Origin of the sequence: Streptomyces shenzhenensis (assembly GCF_003688995.1) — a bacterium.
GTDB lineage: Bacteria > Actinomycetota > Actinomycetes > Streptomycetales > Streptomycetaceae > Streptomyces > Streptomyces shenzhenensis_A.
Window position 1 is genome coordinate 117309 of the sequence record NZ_PENI01000012.1, and the last position, 20153, is coordinate 137461.

At 72.6% G+C, this 20153-nt stretch carries 16 protein-coding genes; all 16 read right to left on the minus strand.

Annotated elements, in window-relative coordinates; translation table 11 throughout:
- Positions 1–215 precede the first annotated feature (215 nt).
- The 16 genes from CTZ28_RS20125 to CTZ28_RS20200 all read right to left on the minus strand — a co-directional run bounded on the left by CTZ28_RS20125 (position 216) and on the right by CTZ28_RS20200 (position 20123).
- Positions 216–1379 carry a sugar phosphate isomerase/epimerase family protein gene (locus CTZ28_RS20125; protein WP_259471706.1) on the minus strand — a complete coding sequence of 388 codons (1164 nt, stop codon included), beginning with the start codon at positions 1377–1379 and terminating at the stop codon, positions 216–218.
- Positions 1376–2800 (minus strand): alkaline phosphatase family protein, encoded by a 1425-nt coding sequence (locus tag CTZ28_RS20130; protein WP_121891033.1) that lies wholly within the window; start codon positions 2798–2800, stop codon positions 1376–1378. Before CTZ28_RS20130 ends, CTZ28_RS20125 begins: the two co-directional genes overlap by 4 nt.
- Positions 2797–3966, minus strand: coding sequence for a metabolite traffic protein EboE (eboE, locus tag CTZ28_RS20135; RefSeq protein WP_121891034.1), 1170 nt, complete (start codon positions 3964–3966; stop codon positions 2797–2799). Before eboE ends, CTZ28_RS20130 begins: the two co-directional genes overlap by 4 nt.
- A gap of 3 nt (positions 3967–3969) precedes the next feature.
- The gene (locus tag CTZ28_RS20140) at positions 3970–4818 is read right to left on the minus strand and encodes a TatD family hydrolase (RefSeq protein ID WP_121891035.1); all 849 of its coding nucleotides are present in this window, start codon (positions 4816–4818) and stop codon (positions 3970–3972) included.
- Positions 4818–5510, minus strand: a complete 693-nt coding sequence (locus tag CTZ28_RS20145) for an EboA domain-containing protein (protein ID WP_121891036.1) — start codon at positions 5508–5510, stop codon at positions 4818–4820. Before CTZ28_RS20145 ends, CTZ28_RS20140 begins: the two co-directional genes overlap by 1 nt.
- Positions 5507–6505: a sugar phosphate isomerase/epimerase family protein gene (locus CTZ28_RS20150; RefSeq protein WP_121891037.1), complete on the minus strand. Its 999-nt coding sequence runs from the start codon at positions 6503–6505 to the stop codon at positions 5507–5509. The genes CTZ28_RS20145 and CTZ28_RS20150 overlap by 4 nt, the downstream gene beginning before the upstream one ends.
- On the minus strand, positions 6502–7644 hold the full coding sequence (locus tag CTZ28_RS20155) for an SCO3242 family prenyltransferase (RefSeq protein ID WP_121891038.1): 1143 nt from the start codon (positions 7642–7644) through the stop codon (positions 6502–6504). The genes CTZ28_RS20150 and CTZ28_RS20155 overlap by 4 nt, the downstream gene beginning before the upstream one ends.
- A complete protein-coding gene (locus CTZ28_RS20160; protein ID WP_121891039.1) occupies positions 7638–8792 on the minus strand; it encodes an inositol-3-phosphate synthase in 1155 nt (384 codons plus the stop codon). Before CTZ28_RS20160 ends, CTZ28_RS20155 begins: the two co-directional genes overlap by 7 nt.
- A gap of 87 nt (positions 8793–8879) precedes the next feature.
- Complete coding sequence (locus CTZ28_RS20165; protein ID WP_121891040.1) at positions 8880–10208, minus strand: ThuA domain-containing protein; 1329 nt, start codon at positions 10206–10208, stop codon at positions 8880–8882.
- Positions 10209–10220: 12 nt separating this feature from the next.
- Positions 10221–12722 carry a PQQ-dependent sugar dehydrogenase gene (locus tag CTZ28_RS20170; RefSeq protein WP_121891041.1) on the minus strand — a complete coding sequence of 834 codons (2502 nt, stop codon included), beginning with the start codon at positions 12720–12722 and terminating at the stop codon, positions 10221–10223.
- A 193-nt stretch (positions 12723–12915) separates the two neighbouring features.
- Positions 12916–13914, minus strand: coding sequence for a sugar phosphate isomerase/epimerase family protein (locus CTZ28_RS20175; protein ID WP_121891042.1), 999 nt, complete (start codon positions 13912–13914; stop codon positions 12916–12918).
- 13 nt (positions 13915–13927) lie between these two features.
- A complete protein-coding gene (locus CTZ28_RS20180; RefSeq protein ID WP_121891043.1) occupies positions 13928–15136 on the minus strand; it encodes a Gfo/Idh/MocA family protein in 1209 nt (402 codons plus the stop codon).
- Positions 15137–15206: 70 nt separating this feature from the next.
- Positions 15207–16247, minus strand: coding sequence for a substrate-binding domain-containing protein (locus tag CTZ28_RS20185; protein WP_121891044.1), 1041 nt, complete (start codon positions 16245–16247; stop codon positions 15207–15209).
- Positions 16248–16264: 17 nt separating this feature from the next.
- Positions 16265–17284 (minus strand): ABC transporter permease, encoded by a 1020-nt coding sequence (locus CTZ28_RS20190; RefSeq protein WP_121891045.1) that lies wholly within the window; start codon positions 17282–17284, stop codon positions 16265–16267.
- The gene (locus CTZ28_RS20195; protein WP_121891046.1) at positions 17281–18798 is read right to left on the minus strand and encodes a sugar ABC transporter ATP-binding protein; all 1518 of its coding nucleotides are present in this window, start codon (positions 18796–18798) and stop codon (positions 17281–17283) included. Before CTZ28_RS20195 ends, CTZ28_RS20190 begins: the two co-directional genes overlap by 4 nt.
- 143 nt (positions 18799–18941) lie before the next feature.
- Positions 18942–20123: an ROK family protein gene (locus tag CTZ28_RS20200; RefSeq protein ID WP_121891047.1), complete on the minus strand. Its 1182-nt coding sequence runs from the start codon at positions 20121–20123 to the stop codon at positions 18942–18944.
- Positions 20124–20153 lie beyond the last annotated feature (30 nt).

Consider the following 20153-nt stretch of genomic DNA (forward strand, 5'->3'; position numbering starts at 1 on the left):
CCACCGAAACACACGCCGGCCGGGCGGCTGAGCCACACGTCGGCCCACGGAGTGTCCGTGGTCGTGGGCTGTGGCGCGCTGCGGCAACCGAACACGACGAGGAGGGCCTCCCCCCGGCCGCGGGGAAGCCCTCCTCGGGCCCGCTGTGGCGGGTGGTGTGGTGAGGAGGCTCTTCCCCGGTCGGGGGAAGGGCCTCCTCGGGTCGTGCGGGGTGGTTACCTGCGGCGCAGGGCCGCGAGGTTCCGGTAGCCGGTGCGGGCGTAGGTCAGGGACTGGGCCGGGTCGGTGGAGCTGGGCGCGTTGTCCTGCTCGACCATCGGGTTGTGGTAGTTCCGCTGGCCGACGCGGGAGAAGAACGTCGTGTAGTCGATGACACCCGTGCCGAACGGGACCATGTCATAGCCCTGTCCGTTGGTGGTGTTGACGACGCCGTCCTTCGCGTGGAACAGCGGGTAGCGCTTGTTGTGGCAGGCGACCAGGCCCGCCGGGTCGAAGATCTGCTCCCGGGTGGAGCCGTCGGGAGCGGTGTAGCTGCGGAACTTGTACTGGGCCACGTGCGCCCAGAAGATGTCCATCTCCAGCCAGACCAGCTTGGGGTCGGTGACGGACAGGAAGTACTCCAGCTTGCGGATGCCGGAGCTGCGGGTCGGACGGCCCTGGGCGTCGAGCGGGCCGCTGTCGAGCAGGAAGCCGTAGGCGGAGTCGTGGTTGTGCGTGTACAGCTTGATCCCGGCGCGGCGGGCGATCTCGCCGAGGGCGTTCCACTTGTCGGCGGCCACGTCCCAGTCGGCCTTGTAGGAGCTGCCGGTGGGGTCGCCGCCGGTGCCCATGTGGTCCATGCCGAGGATGTTCGCGATCTCCAGGTGCTTCTTGAAGGTGTCCAGGTCGGCGGTGGTCAGCGGCCACGAGCCGGGGATGAAGCCGTGGTTGCCCTGGGCCCGCAGCCCGAACTCGTTCAGCCAGCGGCGCAGCAGCCGGGCGCCCTGGACGCTCTCCAGGCTCGCACCGCCGGGCGCGTTGGCGTGCTGGCCGTATCCGGCGAACTCGACCTGCCGGTAGCCGAACCGGGCGAGCTGCTCGAACACGGCACGGAACCCGGACGGCAGGCTGGTGGACAGCGGGTCGCGGCCGGTCGCGTCGCGGACCGTGTACAGGATGATGCCGCGCCTGTCGGCGGGAACGAGCAGCTGCCCTCTGCCGCCCTTCCCGGACGCGGGGGCGGCCGGCGCGGCCTGGACGGGGGCGGCGCCGAACACGGGCAGGGCGACCGCACCGGCCGCGACGGCGGTGCAGGTGCTCAGGAAGCCGCGCCGGCCGACGCCGAGGGCGCGGCGCAGGGGTTCGTCGGTGCCGGTGACGGTGGTGTCGATGTCGTTCACGGGTGCCTCTCTCTGGACTGGTGGTCCGATAGGCCCGCCAGGGCGAGCAGCAGGGACTTCACGTCGGTGGCCGCGATGCGGTCGCCGACGGCGCGGGGGGTGGAGCACAGAAGGAGCGGACCTTCGTCGTCGCTCGCGGGTAGGCGGCCGTGGCTGCCGCGGATGGGTGAGGCGTCGAGGGGCACGACCGCCATGCGGTAGCGCATGCCGAGCTTCTTGCGGGCGAGCGCGGTGGCGGCCTTGACCTTGACGTAGGGGTCGAGCGGGTCCATGAACAGCTCGACCGGGTCGTATCCGGGTTTGCGGTGGATCTCGACGAGCTGCGCGAAGTCGGGGGCGCGGTCGTCGTCGAGCCAGTAGTAGTACGTGAACCAGGCGTCCGGCTCCGCGACGGCGACCAGCTCACCGGCCCGCGGATGGTTCAGGTGGTGCGCCTTCTTGCCCTGGTCGTCGAGGAGTTGATCGATACCGGGGAGTCCGTCGAGCGCGGCCCGGGTGGCGTCGAGGTCCTCGGGGCGGCGCACATACACATGGGCGATCTGGTGGTCGGCGACCGCGAAGGCGCGGGAGGCCATCGGGTCGAGGTACTCCATCCCGTCCTGGGTGTGCACCTCCAGCAGACCGGCCCGGCGCAGCGCCCGGTTGATGTGGACGGGGCGGTCGGCGCGGGTGATGCCGTACTCGGAGAGGACCACGACGGTACGGCCCTCGGCGCGGGCGTCGTCCAGGAGCGGGGCGACGGCGGCGTCCAGGTCGGCGGCGGCCCGGTGGGAGCGCGGGTCGTCGGGGCCGTAGCGCTGCAGGTCGTAGTCGAGGTGCGGGAGGTAGCAGAGCGTCAGGTCGGGGTTGCGGGTGCGCAGGATGTGCCGGGTCGCGTCGATGATCCACTGGCTGGAGACCAGGTCGGCGCCCGGGCCCCAGAAGTGGAAGAGGGGGAACGAGCCGAATTTCTCGGTGAGTTCGTCGTGCAGCGCCGCGGGCCGGGTGTAGCAGTCGGGTTCCTTGCGTCCGTCGGCGTAGTAGACGGGCCGTGGGGTGACGGTGATGTCGGTGTCCGCGCCCATGGCGTACCACCAGCAGATGTTGGCGACCGTGTAGCCGGGGTGGGCGCGGCGCGCGGCATCCCACAGTTTCTCGCCGGCGACCAGGCCGTTGTGCTGGCGCCACAGCAGGACGTCGCCGAGTTCGCGGAAGTACCAGCCGTTGCCGACGATGCCGTGTTCGGACGGCATGGTGCCGGTCAGGAACGTCGACTGGGCGGCGCAGGTCACGGCGGGCAGGACGGTGCCGAGCGTGGCCCGGGAGCCGGACCGGCCGAGCCGCTTGAGGTGCGGCATGTGGTCGAGCAGCCGGGGGGTGAGGCCGACGACGTCGAGGACGAGCAGCGGGGTGGGTCCCGCGGTGGCGGGCGCGGCGCTCATGGCAGCTCCTTCAGGCCGAGGTCCGTCAGCAGGTCGCGGGCCAGGGTGAGTTCGGCGGCGATGCCGTCCGCGAGCCGGCCCCGGTCGCGGGGCCGTAGGTCCGGCGGGAGGGCCTGCCAGGTGTAGGTCTCGACCTCCAGGTGGTGGGTGAGCGGGTGCGGGCCGCCGACGAGCCGGGTCAGGGCGGTGCGCAGCACGGGGAGCGTGGCGGTCAGGGGTGCGGCGGGTGCCGCGTGCAGCGGGACGTGGAAGTGCGAGCGCCAGGGCGCGGTGTCGGGCAGCGCGTCGCCGTGGACCGCCTCGGCGAGGTCGTCGGTGCCGCGCAGCCCGGTGTCGGTGAGGGTGCGGGTCTGGTGCAGGAAGCGGGGTTCGGCGAAGGCGGCGAGGGCCGCACGGACCTCGGGGTGCCGCGGGTCCGCGGCGTGCAGGGCGGCGGACAGCTGGGACTTGACGATGCGGACGCCGGCCCCCGTGAGCGCGTCCAGCGCGGTGTCCGGGTCCTCGAAGGAGGTGGCGAGGTGGCAGGTGTCGACGCAGATGCCGATGCGGTCGTGGGCGAGCGCGGTGAGCGGGCCGATGGCGTCGGCGGTGGTCTCGACGACGCAGCCGGGCTCCGGCTCCAGGCCGACGCGGACCGAGCGGCCGGTCAACTCCTGGAGGGCGTCGAGGCGTTCGGCAAGGGTGCGCAGGGCGGTGCGGGCCGTCTCGGCGCGCTCGCCGTCCCAGCGGGTGCGCCAGGCCAGCGGCAGCGTGGAGACGCTGCCTTCGGTGACGTCGTCGGGCAGCAGCCCGGCGAGCACCCGGGCCAGGGACGTGGTGTGCTCCAGGCGTTCGGCGTCGGCCCAGTCCGGTGTGTAGACGCGGTACTTGACCTCCTCGGCGCCGAAGCCCTGGTACGGGAAGCCGTTGAGGGTGACGACCTCCAGGCCGCGCCGGTCCAGTTCGGAGCGCAGGGTGCGCAGCGCGGACGGGTCGGTGACGAGGGCGTGGGCCGCGTCCTTGGCGAGCCACAGGCCGATGCCGAGCCGGTCCCGGCCCAGCCTGCGGCGTACGGGTTCGCAGTGGTCGCGGAGTTGGGCGAGGACGCCGTCCAGGGTCTCCGCGGGATGCACATTGGTGCAGTAGGCGAGGTGGACGGTGGTGCCGTCGGGGTGCCGGAAGCGCATCGGTCACTCCCCGCCGCGCAGGATGCTGCTGCCCTCGTGGGTGGCGCCGGTGTCCGGGACGTCCAGGACCAGCCGGCCGCTGAGCCCGTAGAAGGCGACCGGGTTGCGCCACAGGACCCGGTCGACGTCGTCCTCGGTGAAGCCCTCGGCGAGCATCAGGTCGCCCACCTTGCGGGTCTTGAGCGGGTCGCTCCTGCCCCAGTCGGCGGCGGAGTTCACCAGCACCCGGTCGGGTCCGTACGCGCGCAGGATCGCGACCATCCGCTCCTCGTCCATCTTGGTGTCCGGGTAGACCGAGAAGCCGAGCCAGCAGCCACTGTCCTTGGCCTCCTTGACGGTGGTCTCGTTGAGGTGGTCGACCAGGACGCGGTCCGGGGGCAGTGCGGACTCCCGGACCGCGTCGAGGGTGCGGCGCAGCCCGGCCAGCTTGTCGCGGTGCGGGGTGTGCACGAGCGCGGGCAGCCCGTGGTCGGCGGCGAGCTGCAGCTGCCGGGCGAGCGCGGTGTCCTCGGCCGGGGTCATCGAGTCGTAGCCGATCTCGCCGACGGCCACGACCCGGTCCTTGACGAGGTAGCGGGGCAGTTCGTCCAGGACGGGCGCGCACCGCGGGTCGTTCGCCTCCTTGGGGTTGAGGGCGAGCGTGCAGTGGTGGGCGATGCCGTACTGGGCGGCGCGGAAGGGTTCCCAGCCGAGGAGCGAGTCGAAGTAGTCGAGGAAGGAGGCGGGCGCGGTGCGGGGCTGGCCGAGCCAGAAGGACGGCTCGACGACGGCGCGGACGCCCGCGGCGTGCATGGCCTCGTAGTCGTCGGTCGTCCGTGACGTCATGTGGATGTGGGGGTCGAAGATGCGCATCAGGACTCCTTGCCGTGGGGGTCGTCCGTGGTGTGCGGTGGTGTCGCGGCCCCGGTCAGGGTCAGCACCCGGTACAGGTCGTCGGGCACCGGCCGGCCGGCTGCGGTGCGCTCGGCGGCGTAGTCACCGAGCATGCGGGCGAGTTCGGCATCGCCGCGGGCACGCCGGGGCAGGTCGGCCGCCTCGGCCACGGGCACACCGGTGAACAGGCACTTGAGGACGGCGTGCCGCCAGGCGTGGGTGTCCAGGTGGCGGGCGGCGTAGGGGCCGACGGCGGCGGCCAGGAGCCGGGTGTCGTTGGTGCGCAGCGCGTCCTCGACGAGCGGGAGCGCGCCGGCGTCCGCCACGAGGTGGGGCAGGGCGTGCAGGACCGCGCGGCGTTCGTCGGCGGTGCCCTGCCGGTAGACACGGGTGAGGGCGGCGGTGTCGGCGCGGGCCGCGTGCAGGACGAGGACGCGGGCGGCGTCGGCGTGGGCGGGGCCGCAGCGCCGGCCGGCCTCCGCGAGGCGCAGCTCCCACGCGGAGATGGGGCCGTGGGTGCCGGGGTGGGCGGCCGCCTCGGTGAGGGCGCGGTCCAGCCAGCTGCGGGCGGCCTCGTCGAGCCGGGCGTGCAGCCTCGTGCGCAGTTCGTCGGGCGGGGTGTGGGCGGGACGGGCCACCGGGGTGTCCGGTGCGGGGTGCCGGTGGGTCATGCGGTGCTCCCTTCGGGGGTGGCGGGGGGCTCGCCGAGGGGCCGGGCGGTGTGCGGTGTGCCCGGTGACACGGAGGCGGCGGTGGCCGCGGCGCGCAGGAACGGCAGGGAGCGGGCGGCCTGCTGGGGTCCGGCGTGCGAGTGGCGGGGCAGTTCGACGACGGTCAGGCCGCGGTAGCCGGTGGCGGCGAGGGCCGCGAGGACGGGTGGGAAGTCGATCTCGCCGTCCCCGAAGGGCAGGTGTTCGTGGACGCCGCGCCGCATGTCCTCGATCTGGACGTGCCGCAGCCAGGGGGCGGCGGCGCGTACGCAGTCGGCGGGCGGGAGGGGTTCGAGGCACTGGCAGTGGCCGATGTCGAGGGTGAGGCCGAGGGGCTCGGGGTCGCCGAGTGTGCGGCGCAGCCGGTGGAAGTCGGCGAGGGTGGCGAGCAGTTGGCCGGGTTCGGGTTCGACGGCGAGCGGGACGCCCGCGCCGGCGGCGGCGTCCAGGACCGGTGCGAGGCTGTCGGCGAGCCGCTGCCAGGCGGTGTCCTCGTCGGTGCCGGCCGGGGTGATCCCGCTGAAGCAGTGCACGGCGTGCGCCCCGAGGTCGGCGGCGACCCGCACGGCCCGGATCAGCAGGTCCACGCGGCGGGCGCGGGCCTCGGGGTCGGGGTCGAGCAGGGTGGGGCCGTGTTTGTGCCGGGGGTCGAGGACGTAGCGCGCGCCGGTCTCCACGGTGACGTCCAGGCCGAGCCGGGCCAGCCGGTGGGCGACCCGGCGGGTGCGGGCGCCGAGGTCCGGGGCGAGCGGGTCGAGGTGCATATGGTCGAGGGTCAGTCCGAGGCCGTCGTAGCCGAGGTCGGCGAGCAGTTCGAGGGCGTCGTCGAGCCGCAGGTCGGTGAGGCCGTTGGTGCCGTAGCCGAAGCGGAGCGGCGGGCCGCCGGGGCCCGGTGCGGGTGCCGCGGTGCGGGGGGCGGCGGGAAGGTGCCGGGCGGCGGGGGGCTGCGGGCTCATGTGACGCTCACCTTCTTCGCGAACCGGCGGGCGAGCGGGGCCAGGGCCGCGGTCAGCAGCGCGCTTCCCGGCGCCCCGGCGCGGGCGCAGAGCGCGGCCTGGAGGGGGACGGTGGCGCGGATCCCGCCGCCGACGGCCCGCTGGGTGAGCTGCGCGGACGGATGGAGCACGGCGTGCCAGTAGGGGCGTCCGGCCGTGGCCGCGTAGCCGATCCCCAGGGCGGTGCGCAGCAGGTCCTGCGGATCGCCGGGTGTCCGGCCGGGCGGTGGGGCCGAGGTCCCCGGCGGGCCGGGGGTGGCGGCCTCACCCCGGCCCGCCGGGTGGCGGCGGGAGCCGTGTCCCGGGTCGCCGCGGCGGGCGGCGGCGGGGACCGGCGGGGAAGCGGATGCGGTCGGCGCGGGCCGTGGCCGGGTCAGCGACAGCGTGAGCACGCCGGTCGTGGCGAGCGCGGCCAGGGGGGCCAGGGTCGAGCCGCCGGTCGTCTCGCGCCGGGACACCGCCGTGACCGCGAGGGTGTGGGAGCCGAGCAGCGCGGCGGCGGGCAGCGCACCGCGGACGGCGTCCGGGGTGCCCCGGGTGGCCGCCGCGCCGAGCAGCAGGTCGAGGCCGCGGGCCGCGGCCATCGCCGCGGGGCCCGCCGGGGTGTGCTTGAGGACCAGGTCGTACGCCCACACGGTGGCCGCGAGCGGGGCGGCGACGGCGAGCGCGGGCCGGCCGGCGCGGGCGGCCAGCGCGAGGCCCGCCGCGGTGCAGGCACCGGCCGCGGCGAGGGCCGCGGCCGGACTGATCCGGCCGGACGGCAGCGGCCGGTGCGGGCGTTCGACGGCGTCCTCGTCGCGGTCGGCCCAGTCGTTGAGGGCCATGCCCGCCTCGTACAGGCACAGCGAGGAGCCGATGGCGAGCAGGGTGCGGGGGCCGGGGCGGGCCGCGACCGCGGCGGCACCGGCCAGTGCGTCACCGGGGACGGTGAACAGGGCGGGCAGCCGCAGCAGTTCGGCCCAGGCGCGGGCCCGCGCGCCGCGCGGAACCCGGGGGCGTATCGGGTCCGGCCGGGCGCCGGTGACCGGTGCGGTCCGGTCCGCCGCGCCGACGGCGGGCGTCAGCCCTGGCCGACGGGCCGCCGCCGCGCTCCTCAGCATCCGGGCACCTCCGTGGGCCCGCCGGCCGGGCCCGGCTCCCGCAGCCGCTCCGCGAACCGGGTCAGTGCCGTGTACTGGTCGCCAAGGGACGACGGGGCGTCGCCCAGTGGGTCCTTGAAGTAGAAGGCGAGGTCGGTCAGCGGGCCGGTGTGGCCGGCCTCGTGGGCGCGCAGGGTCAGCCGGGCCAGGTCGAGGACGAGCGGCGCGGCCAGCGCGGAGTCGCAGCCCTGCCAGATGGTCTGCAGGACCATGCGGGTGCCGAGGAAGCCGTCGAAGGCGACGTGGTCCCAGGCGGTCTTCCAGTCGCCGAGGGCGGGCACGTCGTCGATGTGCACCTCGCCCTGCGGTGTGCCGCCCAGGGTGTCGGCGAGGACCCGTTCCTTGCCGGCGTTCTTGGCGGCGGCCGCCGCCGGGTCGGCGAGGGCGGCGCCGTCGCCGCCGCCCAGCAGGTTCGTGCCCGACCAGGCGCGGACCGCCAGTGCCCGCTGCGCGAACATCGGGCCGAGGACCGAACGGAGCAGGGTCTGCCCGGTCTTGCCGTCCCGGCCCGCGTACGGCAGGCCGCTGCTCGCCGCCGTCCCGGCCAGCGCGGGGTGGTGCAGGCCGGTCGACGGGGTGAAGTTCACGTAGGGGCAGCCGGCCCGCAGGGCCGCGGCGGCGTACAGCGAGCTGGGCGGCAGGGCGTCACCGGTGGCGGTGGGTTCGGTGGACGACACGTTCACGACGACGGCACGGGCGAGCCCGTTCCGCCGTACGAAGCCCATGATGTCCGCGGCGAAGTCGGCGATCACCTCGTCGGGGTCCCGGGGGTCCGCCGGGGCCGGCCCGCCGGGCCTGATCTCGGCGTCGGCCGCGACGAGTTCGCCCGCGACCGCGGCGGGCAGGCCGTGCGGCAGGACGCCGCCCGCCGCCAGTTGCTCGGCCCGCTTGGGCAGTTGGCAGTCGACCACGTCGTGCCCGCCGAACACGAGCGAGCCCAGCGGCGGCAGACCGCAGTCGGCGAACTGGGGTGTCTCGGTGACCATTCCGGTGGGCGGGTGCAGGCCGGCCGCCACGGCGGCACAGCCCGCGACCACGGTGGTGGCGACGGAACCCCGGGCGCCGATCAGCCACACTCCCACGCGGTTTCGGGAAAGGGACGCGGACATGGGCAGCCTCCTTGTCGTGCGCGAACCCCGGCAGAGACGGGACGAAGACGGCGGGCGGGGGTCCGGCGTCCCCCGCCCGCCGCCGCTCTACCTGCCCTTGACGGGCAGTTCCTTGATCCGGATGTCGCGGAAGGACACCTGGTCGTCGGCACCGTGGTTCTGGATGCCGACATGTCCGTCGCGCAGGCTCCGGGCCGGATCGGTGTTGGTGAAATCGTTGATCTTCACGCCGTTGAGCCAGATGCGGAGGCGCTCGCCCTCCACCCGGATCTCGTACGTGTTCCACTCCCCCGGCGGGTTCAGCGCGCGGTCGCGCTTCTTCAGGTCGGCGGAGCGGAAGCCGTAGACGGACCCCGTGGTCTTCTCGGGCACGTCCGTGGCGTCGATCTGGATCTCGTAACCGTTGTTCACGGCCGACCACGGGTCGTCCGAGGGCGGGAAGCCCACGAACACACCCGAGTTGTCGTCGCCGGCCATCTTCCAGTCGAGCTTCAGGGAGTACGCCCCGAAGCTCTGGTCGGCGTACCAGAGCATCCCCATGCCGCCCGTCGAGGTCAGCGTGCCGTCCTCGGACAGGGTGAAGGAGCCCGGGCCCGCCTGGCGCCAGCCGTCCAGGGACGTGCCGTCGAACAGCGGCCGGTAGCCGTTCTCCGGGCGGCAGTCGGCCTGGGCGTCGCCGATGACCCAGCGGATTCCGCCCAGCAGGTGCTGCCGGAAGGCGGGTTCGGCATAGGACTCCTTGGTGTGGCCGGCGCCGGTGTAGAAGGCGCGGCCGCCCTGGTAGTCCTGGCACCAGGCGATCGGATGGTCGCCGTTCATGGTGCCGCCGGTGTACGACGACTCGTCGAGCGAGGCGAGGACATGGGCCCGTTCGCGCGGGTTGGAGCGGTAGTTGTACCACTCGTCCGTACGGTCCCAGGTCTGCGCCAGGTCCGAGGTCGCCGGGTGGCCGCGGTCCTCCACGTCCACCGTGGCCGGCTGGATCGCCGGGTGCGACTGGAAGTAGGCGCCGGCGAGGCCGCCGTAGAACGCCCAGTCGTACTCGGTGTCGGCGGCGGCGTGGACGCCCACATAGCCGCCGCCCTGCCGGATGTAGCCCTCGAAGGCCCGCTGCTGGGCGGCGTCGAGGACGTCTCCCGTCGTGGACAGGAACACGACCGCGTCGTAGCGCCGCAGGTTCTTCGCGGTGAAGGCGCCGGCGTCCTCCGTGGCGTCGACGGCGAATCCGCCGTCCGTGCCGAGTTCCCTGACCGCCGTGATCCCTTCGGGGATCGAGTCGTGCCGGAATCCGGCGGTCTTGGAGAAGACCAGTACCCGCTTGCCCTCCGCCGGGTGCGAGGAGGCGGGTCCCGCCACGCAGCCGAGGAGCAGGGCCGCCCCGACGACGGCGGTCGTCAGTCTGCCGGTCGAGCGCATCGCGGCCTCCCCTCAGCCCGTGGTGAAGATGAAGTCGTCGACGTCGAACAGGGCGCCGTTGCCGGTGCTCCCCTTGAAGACCAGGTAGAGCTTGGTGGTGCCCTTCGGCGCGTTCGACACGTTGGCGCTGACGTCCTGGAAGGTGTCCCAGCCGCCGGTCACCGGCACGGTCGCCCTGCCGAGCAGCTTGCCCGTCTTGGAGCCCGCGCGGACCTCGAGGGTGCCGCCCGCGCCGCCGGAGGACACGCGTGCCGTGATCTGCTTGGCGTCGGCCAGCACGTACGGCGTGAAGGAGATCCAGTCGCCGTTGTCGATGTCACCGACCGTCTTGCCGCCGTGGGCGCTGGTCTTGCTGATCACCGAGACGCCGGAGGAGTCGTCGAAGTGCTCGGCCTGGCGGTGCCGGGGCTGGAGGACGTTGCGGTCGTGCGAGGTGAGCGCGGCCTGGCCGCCGCCTCCGTTGTCGGTGTACTGGGCGTCGAACACACCGAAGATGTTGGCGTTCTCGTCGTGGCCGCCGTCCGCGCTGGTCTGGATGGTGCCGGAGCAGCCGTTCGCGGAGGTCAGCGGGTGGCCGTGGGTGTCATGGCCGAGGATGAAGTTGACCGTGACCTTGGAGCAGTCGATGTTCCTGCCGTCCTCGGGGTCGGTCACCTTCACCTTGAAGGGTACGGCGTCACCGAAGCTGAACAGCTGGCCGTCCTTGGGGAGTTGGAGCGTGACGGTGGGCGCGGTGTTGCCGACGACGACCTGGACGCTCGCGCTGCCGGTGCGCCCGCCCGGGTCCTTGGCGGTCACCGTGGCCGTGTAGGTGCCGTTCCTCTTGTAGGAGTGGCTCGGGCTCGCCCCGGTCGCGGTGGCGCCGTCGCCGAAGTCCCAGCTGTAGGTGAGCGCGTCGCCGTCCTGGTCGGTGCTGCCGGCCGAGGAGAACGTCACCCGCAGCGGCGCCTGGCCCGAGGTGCGGTTCGCCGCCGCCTGGGCCACCGGCGAGTGGCCGTCGGTCGCGTTCTCGATGCGGAAGAGGCCGGAGTTGTCGTCCCCGCCGAACCAGGAGGTGCCGTAGTCGAGGACGTACAGCGCCCCGTCGGGCCCGAAGGCCATGTCCATCACCTGGGTGCCGGTCCAGGGCACGGGGTTGATGGACTGCACGGTGCCGTCCGCGTCGCTGACGATGCGCTTGATCCAGCGGCGGCCGAACTCACCGGCGAAGAAGTTGCCGTCGTAGGCCTCAGGGAACTTCACGGGCGAGTCGAGCGCGGGGTCGTAGTGGTAGACCGGTCCGCCCATGGGGGACTCGGAGCCGTCGCCGAACTCGGGCACGGACGGGCCGTCGTACGGGATCCAGGCGGGCTGGGCCGGCGGCAGGTCGGTCAGGCCGGTGTTGTGCGGCGAGGTGTTCTTCGGTGCGGCGCAGTCGAAGGCGGCGCCGGACGTCTTGGTGGCGAAGTCGTACTCCTTGTACGCCTCGTTGTCGCCGATGCACAGCGGCCAGCCGTAGTTGCCGGGGCCGGTGATCCGGTCGAACTCGACCTGTCCTGAGGGGCCGCGGTCGGGGTTGGCGGAGCCGGCGTCGGGGCCGTAGTCACCGACGTAGAGGATGCCGGTTTCCTTGTCGACGCTGAAGCGGAACGGGTTGCGGAAGCCCATCGCGTAGATCTCGGGCCGCGTCTTGGCGGTGCCGGGCGCGAACAGGTTGCCGTCGGGTATGGAGTACGAGCCGTCGGCGTTCACCTTGATGCGCAGGATCTTGCCGCGCAGGTCGTTGGTGTTGCCGGCGGAGCGGCGGGCGTCGAAGGCGGGGTTGCGGTCCGGCCGCTCGTCGAGGGGCGAGTAGCCGTCCGACTGGAAGGGGTTGGTGTCGTCGCCGGTCGACAGGTAGAGGTTGCCCTCCTTGTCGAAGTCGATGTCACCGCCGACGTGGCAGCACAGGCCGCGGGAGGCCTGGACGTCGAGGATCTGCTTCTCGCTGGCCTTGTCGAGCGTGCCGTCCGTGTTCAGGACGAACCGGGAGAGCCGGTTGACGCCGTCGAACGGGGCGAAGTCGGCGGCGGTGCCGGTCTCCGGTGCGTCGCCCGCGGGGGTGTTCAGCGGGGGCGCGTAGTAGAGGTAGATGAACCGGTTGTCGTTGAAGCCGGGGTCGACGCCGACGCCCTGGAGGCCTTCCTCGTCGTGCGAGTAGACATCCAGCTTGCCGGCGACCTTGGTGTTGCCGGCGGCGTCGGTGACCCGGAGTGTGCCGTCGCGCGAGGTGTGCAGCACGGAGCGGTCCGGGAGGACGGCGAGCGACATGGGCTCGCCGACCTCCGCCGCCCCCTTGGCGAGGGTGACCTGCTGGAAGTCCTCGGCCGCCGCGGTTTGGGGGTCGGCGACGGCTGCACCGGCCTGGGGGGCGGTGAGACTCAGGGTGGCGCCGGCGAGCAGCGCCCCGCTGAACAGGGCCACCCCCTTGCGGAATCGGCGTCGTCTCTGGGTCTCGCTTCTGCGGGTGCTGGTGGTGCGGTCGTTCCCGTGCACGAATGCCTCCAGAAAGGGGCTGGTTGTACGGGCGGGTGCGGTACGCCGGGATGCGCCGTCATCCCGGAGAGCGGAAAAGCGGTAAATGGTGGACCGGTGCCCGCGCCCCCGCAAGGGGCGCGAGGAACTGCGCGACCAGCCACAACGGCGCCGCGGACGCCCCACGACACAGCGCGGCACGTCCAGCGGAGCGTCAGTTACCGAAGGCCGCGTCGAAGGAGGCCGTCGGCGGCTCGAAGTCGAACGCCTTGAGCCGGGTCAGCGCTTCCGGGGCGCCCTGGAGCCGGTCCATGCCGGCGTCCTCCCATTCCACGGAGACGGGCCCCTGGTAGTCGATGGACCGCAGCATCCGGAAGACGTCCTCCCAGGGGACGTCGCCGTGCCCGGCGGACACGAAGTCCCAGCCGCGGCGCGGGTCGCCCCAGGGCAGATGGGAGCCGAGGCGGCCGTTGCGGCCGTCGAGGCGCTTGCGGGCCTCCTTGCAGTCGACGTGGTAGATCCGGTCCCGGAAGTCCCACAGGAAGCCGACCGGGTCGAGGTCCTGCCAGACGAAGTGGGAGGGGTCGAAGTTGAGGCCGAAGGCGGGCCGGTGGTCGACGGCGGCCAGGGCGCGCTGGGTGGTCCAGTAGTCGTAGGCGATCTCGCTCGGGTGGACCTCGTGCGCGAAGCGGACCCCCTCCGCGTCGAAGACGTCCAGGATGGGGTTCCAGCGGTCGGCGAAGTCCTGGTAGCCGCGGTCGATCATCGATTCGGGCGCGGGCGGGAACATGGCGACCAGGTGCCAGATGGCGGAGCCGGTGAAGCCGATGACGGTGTCGACGCCGAAGGCCGCCGCGGCGCGCGCGGTGTCGGCGATCTCGGCGGCGGCCCGCCGGCGTACGCCCTCCGCCTCGCCGTCGCCCCAGATCCGGGCGGGCAGGATCGCCTCGTGCCGCTCGTCGATGATGGCGTCGCAGACGGCCTGTCCGACCAGGTGGTTGGAGATGGCCCAGCACTTGAGGCCGTACTTGTCGAGGAGCTGGTGGCGGGACGTCACATAGGACGGGTCGGCGAGGGCCTTGTCGACCTCGAAGTGGTCGCCCCAGCAGGCGAGTTCGAGGCCGTCGTAGCCGAAGTCGCGGGCGAGGCGGCAGACCTCCTCCAGGGGAAGGTCGGCCCACTGACCGGTGAAGAGCGTGAATCTGCGCGGCATTGGCGAGTCCTCCTCAGCCCGCGATGGGGGTGTAGACGGAGTTCTTCTCGGCGCTCTCCTCCACCGCGGCGAGCACCCGCTGGACCTGCAGCCCGTCGGCGAAGGAGGGTTCGGGGGCGCGGCCCTCGGCGATGCCGTGCACCAGGTCGCGGGCCTGGTGGACGAAGGTGTGCTCGTAGCCGAGGCCGTGGCCCGGGGGCCACCAGGCCTCCAGGTAGGGGTGGTCGGGTTCGGTGACGAGGATGCGGCGGAAGCCGGCGTGCGTCCCGGGTTCGGTGCCGTCGTGGTACGCCAGCTCGTTGAGCCGCTCCAGGTCGAAGGCGAGCGAGCCGCGTTCGCCGTTGAGTTCGATGCGCAGGGAGTTCTTGCGTCCGGTCGCGTAGCGGGTGGCCTCGAAGGAGGCCAGGGCGCCGCCGGCGAAGCGGCCGGTGAACAGGGCGGCGTCGTCGACGGTGACCTCTCCGGTGCCGGCGGCCGGCTCCCCGGCGAGGCCGCTGCCGGGGCCGCCGGACAGCGGCCGCTGCCGCACGAAGGTCTCGGTGAGCGCGGAGACCCCGGCCAGTCGTTCGCCCGCCAGGTACTGGGCGAGGTCGACGATGTGCGCGCCGAGGTCACCGAGCGAACCGGATCCCGCCTGTTCCTTGCGCAGCCGCCAGGTGAGCGGGGACTGCGGGTCGACCAGCCAGTCCTGGAGGTAGCTGACCCGGACGTGCCGCAGGGTGCCGATCCTGCCCTCGGCGACCATCCGCCGGGCAAGCGCCGTGGCGGGCAGCCGCCGGTAGTTGAAGCCGACCATCGCCACCTGGCCGCGGGTCTCGGCCTCTTCGGCCGCGCGGGTCATCGCGGTGGCCTCCGCCACGGTGTTGGCGAGGGGCTTCTCGCACAGCACATGCTTGCCGGCGGCCAGGGCGGCGAGGGCGATCTCGGCGTGGCTGTCCCCGGGGGTGCAGATGTCGACGAGGTCGACGTCGTCCCGGGCGATCAGCGCACGCCAGTCGGTCTCGGCCGCTGCCCAGCCGTACCGGTCCGCCGCCGCACGGACCGCGGCGCCGTCCCGGCCGCAGATCGCGGCCAGGACCGGCCGTCGGGGCAGGTCGAAGACCCGGCCCACGGTGCGCCAGCCCTGAGAGTGGGCGGCGCCCATGAAGGCGTATCCGACCATGCCGACGCGGATCGGTGGCTTTTCTGCCTCCGGCCCGTCCGTCTGCTGCGGCTGTCCCATACGGAAGTCCTCCTCGTCCTCATCGTGTCAGCGCCACGGCGGCGCCGTGGGGGGTGCGGGGCGGATCCGGTCAGCGGAAGCCCGTGGACATGTACTGGTCGATGTTGTCCTTGTCGACGACGGCCGAGTACAGCGTGATCGACGTCGGGATCTCGTACTCGGCGAGACCGCCGACGCCCTTGCTCTGTCCGAGGGCGCGCGCCAGGTCGATCGCCGAGGCGGCCATGGTCGGCGGGTAGAGCACGGTCGCCTTCAGTACGCCGTTGTCCTGCTTGATCGCCTGGAAGGCGGAGAGCGCCCCGGCCCCGCCGACCATCAGGAACTCGTCGCGTCCGGCCTGCTCGATGGCGCGCAGCGCGCCCACGCCCTGGTCGTCGTCGTGGTTCCAGACGGCGTCGATCTTCGACTGGGCCTGCAGCAGCTGGGACATCTTGGCCTGTCCCGACTCGACGGTGAAGTCGGCTGCCTGGCGGGCGACCTTCTTGATGTTCGGGTAGTTCTTGAGCGCGTCGTCGAAGCCCTGGGTGCGCTGCTTGGTCAGCTCCAGGTTGTCGATGCCGGCCAGTTCGACGACGCGGGCGTCCGCCGTGTCCTTGAGCTTCTCGCCGATGTAGTGGCCGGCGTTGAAGCCCATGCCGTAGTTGTCGCCGCCGATCCAGCAGCGGTAGGCCTGCGGGGTGTTGAAGATCCGGTCCAGGTTGATCACCGGGATGCCGGCGCGCATCGCCTTCAGTCCGACCTGGGTGAGGGCCTTGCCGTCGGCGGGCAGGATCACCAGTACGTCGACCTTCTTGTTGATCAGGGTCTCGATCTGGCCGATCTGCGCGGCGGTGTCGTTGGAGCCCTCGGTGATCTCCAGGGTGACGTCCGAGTACTTCTTGGCGCGGCTCTTGGCGTTCTCGTTGATCGCGTTGAGCCAGCCGTGGTCGGCCTGGGGGCCGGCGAACCCGACGGTGACCTGCTTGCCGGGCTTGTCGTCGGCGGCCGGCTGGTCGTTCGCCGCGGGCTTCTCGTCCTTGCTCTCATTGCTCGTGCAAGCGGTGAGCAGGGCGCCGGCGGAGACCGCGGCGGTACCGAAGAGCAGTCCTCTGCGGCTGGTGAGCTGTGACATGTCGGTGAACCCTTTCCTCAGGTCGTGCTCGCGGTACGGCGCTGGACCAGCACGGCGGCGACGATGATCGCACCCTTGGCGATCTGCTGGACGTCGCTCTGCAGGTTGTTCAGGGCGAAGATGTTGGTGATCGTGGTGAAGATCAGGACACCGAGCACGGAGCCGGTGATGGTGCCGCGACCCCCGCTGAGCAGGGTTCCGCCGATGATCGCGGCCGCGATGGCGTCGAGTTCGTAGAGATTGCCGTTGGTGTTCTGGCCCGAGCCGGACAGGATGATCAGCAGGAAGGCGGCGATGCCGCAGCACAGTCCGGACAGCAGGTAGAGATAGAGCCGCTGGCGGCGTACGTCGATGCCGGCGAGCCGGGCGGCCTCCGCGTTGCCGCCGACGGCGACCGTGCGGCGGCCGAAGGTGGTCCGGTTGAGCACGAGCCAGCCGATGATCGTCACGACCGCGAACACCAGGACGAGCGGCGGGATGCCGAGCACATAGGAGTCGCGCTCGCCGAGCTTGAGGATGCCGTCGATGTTCACGATCTGCGTCTTGCCGTCGGTGATCTGCAGGGCGAGGCCGCGCGCCGAGGCCAGCATCGCGAGGGTGGCGATGAACGGGACCATGCCGCCGTAGGCGATGAGCACGCCGTTGACGAGTCCGCAGCCCACGCCGACGAGCACCGCGGTGAACAGGACGCCGGCGAAGCCGAAGTCCTGGGTGGCCACCGTGGTCGCCCAGACCGAGGAGAGGGCGACGATCGCGCCGACCGACAGGTCGATGCCGCCGGAGGTGATGACGAAGGTCATGCCGACCGTGACGACACCGATCACCGATGCCTGGGTGAGCACCAGTTGCAGATTGCGGGTGTCGAGGAACTCGTCCGGTTTGGTGATGCCGCCGACCACGACGAGTGCGAGCAGCACGCCGAGCAGCGAGAGGGTACGGACGTCGGCGCGGGCCACGAGGGAGCGCCAGACGGGGAGGGGGCCGACCGGCTGCACCTTGTCGGTGCTGCCCCGCGGCGGGGAGGCGTGCTGCGTCATGACGCCGGGCTTCCTTCCATGACGAGATCGAGAACGCGGTGTTCGTCCAGTTCGCGGGCGGGTGCCTCGTGTACGACGTGGCCCTCGCGCAGCACCAGCACGCGGTCGGCGAGACCCAGTACTTCGGGGACCTCGCTGGACACGAGCAGCACCGCGAGCCCTTCGTCGGCCAGTCGGCGCACGACCGCGTACAACTCGGCGCGGGCGCCGACGTCGACACCGCGGGTCGGCTCGTCGAGCAGCAGCACGCGGCAGCCGCGCAGCAGCCAGCGGGCCAGGACGGCCTTCTGCTGGTTCCCGCCGGAGAGGGTGCGGACGGGTACGGAGGGGTTGTCGGGGCGCAGCGACAGTTCGCGGGTCGCCGCGCGGGCCGCGCCCAGTTCGGCGCGCTGGTCGAGCCAGCCGCCGCGTGAGAAGCGGGAGAGGGTGGAGACGGACACGTTCCGGGTGACCGACTCCAGCATGAGCAGGGCCTGCGCCTTGCGTTCCTCCGGGGCGAGGCCGAGTCCGGCGCGGACCGCGGCACGTACGCTGCCGGGCCGCAACGGGCTGCCGTCCACGAGGACTTGGCCGGTACTGGGCTTGCGGGCGCCGTAGATGGTCTCCAGCACCTCGGAGCGGCCCGAGCCGACGAGTCCGGCGAGGCCGACGATCTCGCCGGCCCGGACGGTGAGGTCGAGCGGTGCGAACTCGCCCGCCCGGGACAGCCCACGGGCCTCCAGGACCGGGGCGCCGGCGGGCGCAGCAGTCGGCCGCTGCGGGAAGACGTACTCGACGTTGCGCCCGGTCATCAGCGCCACGACGTCGCGGGTCGGCGTCGTCTTCGCGGGCAGTCCGCCCGCGACCGCGCGCCCGTCCTTGAGCACCGTCACCCGGTCGCCGATGCGCCGGATCTCCTCCAGGCGGTGCGAGATGTAGACGACCGCCACGCCATCGGCGGTCAGGGAGGCGACGATGCGGAACAGGTTGTCGACCTCGTCCGGGTCGAGGGCGGCGGACGGCTCGTCCATGACGATGAGCCGTACGTCGTGGGAGAGCGCGCGGGCCATGGAGACGATCTGCTGCTGGGCCGCGGACAGTTCCCCGACGAGCCGGGCCGGGTCGACCTCCGGATGGCCCAGTCGCTCGAGGAGCCGGGCGGTCGAGGCGCGTGCGGTCCGCTGGCGTACGACGAACCCGGCGGCCGTGGGTTCATGGCCGAGGTGGACGTTCTCGGCCACCGACAGGTGCTCCACCAGGTCGAGTTCCTGGTAGATGGTGGCGATGCCGAGGCGCATGGCGGCGATGGGCGAGCGGAGCGTGACCGCCTCGCCGCGCCAGTTGATGGTGCCGCTGTCCGGCTGGTGGGCGCCCGCGAGCACCTTGATCAGGGTGGATTTGCCGGCCCCGTTCTGGCCGAGCAGGCAGTGCACTTCGCCGGCCTGGACGGCGAGGTCGACGCCGTCGAGGGCCCGGACGCCGGGGAACGACTTGGTGATGCCGGACATGCTGAGCAGCGGTGGTTCTGGTGCCATGTGGGTTCCCCTCGGCGGGCGTGCGGGCCGGAGTCAGGGCGATGTCACCTGCGTGCGCAGGCGCGTTGGAGCAGGGCAGGGCAGGGCGGAGCAGGGCAGGGCGCCGTGCTGGGTGGTGCGGGAAAAGGTGGAGCGAGAGTCGGCTACGCGGGTGAGAACAGGTGGTCGCTGATCAGGCGGGCCGCGCCGATGACTCCGGCGTTCTGGCCCAACTCCCCCAGGACGATGGGCAGATTGCCGGTGGCCAGCGGCAGTGACTGGCGGTAGACCTGGGTGCGGATCGCGGCGAGCAGGGTGTGGCCGAGACCGGTCACCCCACCGCCGATCACCACCAGGCCGGGGTTGAAGAAGGAGACGAGTCCGGCGATGACCTGACCGACGTGGTTGCCGCCCTCGCGGATCAGGCCCAGCGCGATGGCGTCGCCCGCGGCGGCAGCGGCGGCGACGTCGACACCCGTCAGGGTGCCGTTCGCCGTGAGCCGCGCCGCGAGTTCCGCCGACAGGCCCTGCTGGGCCGCTTCCAGTGCGTCGCGGGCGAGTGCAGCCCCGCTGAAGTGGGCCTCCAGGCAGCCCCGGTTGCCGCAGGCGCACGGCCGGCCGTCGGGCACCGCCTGGATGTGCCCGATGTCGCCTGCGCTGCCCGTCACCCCGCGGTGGACCTCACCGCCGGCGACGATGCCGCAGCCGATGCCGGTACCGATCTTGACGCAGAGGAAGTCGCCCACGGAACGCGCGACGCCCGCGTGCCGCTCCCCCATCGCCATCAGGTTCACATCGTTGTCGACCATGACCGGGCAGCCGAGTTCCTGGCTGAGCGCCTCCCGTACGGGGAAGCCGTCCCAGCCGGGCATGATCGGCGGCGCGACCGGGACGCCCTCGGGGAAACGGACGGGTCCGGGGACGCCGATGCCGGCGCCGTCGAAGCCCTCCGCGAGGCCCGAGGCCCGCAACTTCGCTGCCATGGCGAGCACTTGCTCGAAGACCACGACGGGTCCCTCGCGTACGTCCATGGGCTGGTTGAGGTGTCCCAGCACCTCCAGTTCGGCGTTGGTGACGGCGACGTCGACCGAGGTCGCGCCGATGTCGACGCCGAGGAACCGGAGGTTCGGGGCGAGCCGGATGTTGTGGGACCGGCGTCCGCCGCGGGAGGCGGCGAGTCCGTCGGCGACCGCGAGTCCGGTCTCCAGCAGCCGGTCCACCTCCACGGCCAGCTTGGACCGTGAGAGGTCGATCTGGTCACCCAGCTGCGCACGGGAGTTGGGGCCTCCGTCGCGCAAAAGCCTGAGCAGCCTGGCCTGATGGGCGTTCGCGGGTCGTGCTGTCATGCGTCTCACGTGCCCCTCCCCGCCTCAATT